The organism is Polaromonas sp. P1_G2 (assembly GCF_056405515.1).
Genome location: NZ_JBFUBY010000692.1, coordinates 1 through 621 on the forward strand (window position 1 = coordinate 1; position 621 = coordinate 621).

Sequence of the window (621 nt, forward strand, 5' to 3'; positions counted from 1 at the left end):
CGCCCGAAGCCGACCTGGTGCTCGACCAGCGGCGCAACGAGATCTTCGTCATTCCCGACATCCTCTGCAATTCCGGCGGCGTGATCGTCAGCTATTTCGAATGGGTGCAGGACCTGCAGCAATTGTTCTGGCGACGGGCGGAGGTGATCGGCCGGCTCAAGGATCTGCTGGACAACGCCTTCGGCCGGGTCATGGAGCGGGTGGAAAAGGATGCGATCTCGCATCGCGTCGCCGCCATGGCGATCGGCGTCGACAAGGTGGCGCAGGCCAAGGCGACGCGTGGGTTGTTCCCGTGAGATGAGCTCGCCGGACGGCGAACAGCGAATATGACGTGGCGGGAATTGCCTCGCCGCGTCCATTGCTTGGCGAGCGGACACGCCATCGCGCATCCCCTCAGGCCATTCCCATCGATGGCGCGGCGAAGGCTTGGCCGTGTAGCCTTGATCGCTTATTTAGCTTAGTTGCACAGACAAAGCACATCTGCTAACTTTTGTCGGCGAGGAAATACTAAAGACGAAGCCTTCCCTCATCTTTCTGCAGTTTCGACCATCCCTGATGTAGATGGGCTACGACTGCAGCAATGACACCATACCTGCTGAGAATTGCTGTTCATCCCAAGCC

General features: G+C 59.3%; 1 pseudogene. It reads left to right on the forward strand.

Annotated features, from left to right (window positions below):
* Positions 1-296 (forward strand): annotated as a pseudogene (locus tag AC1D0P_RS26980) (Glu/Leu/Phe/Val dehydrogenase); the annotation flags it as partial.
* Between the last annotated feature and the right edge of the window lie 325 nt (positions 297-621).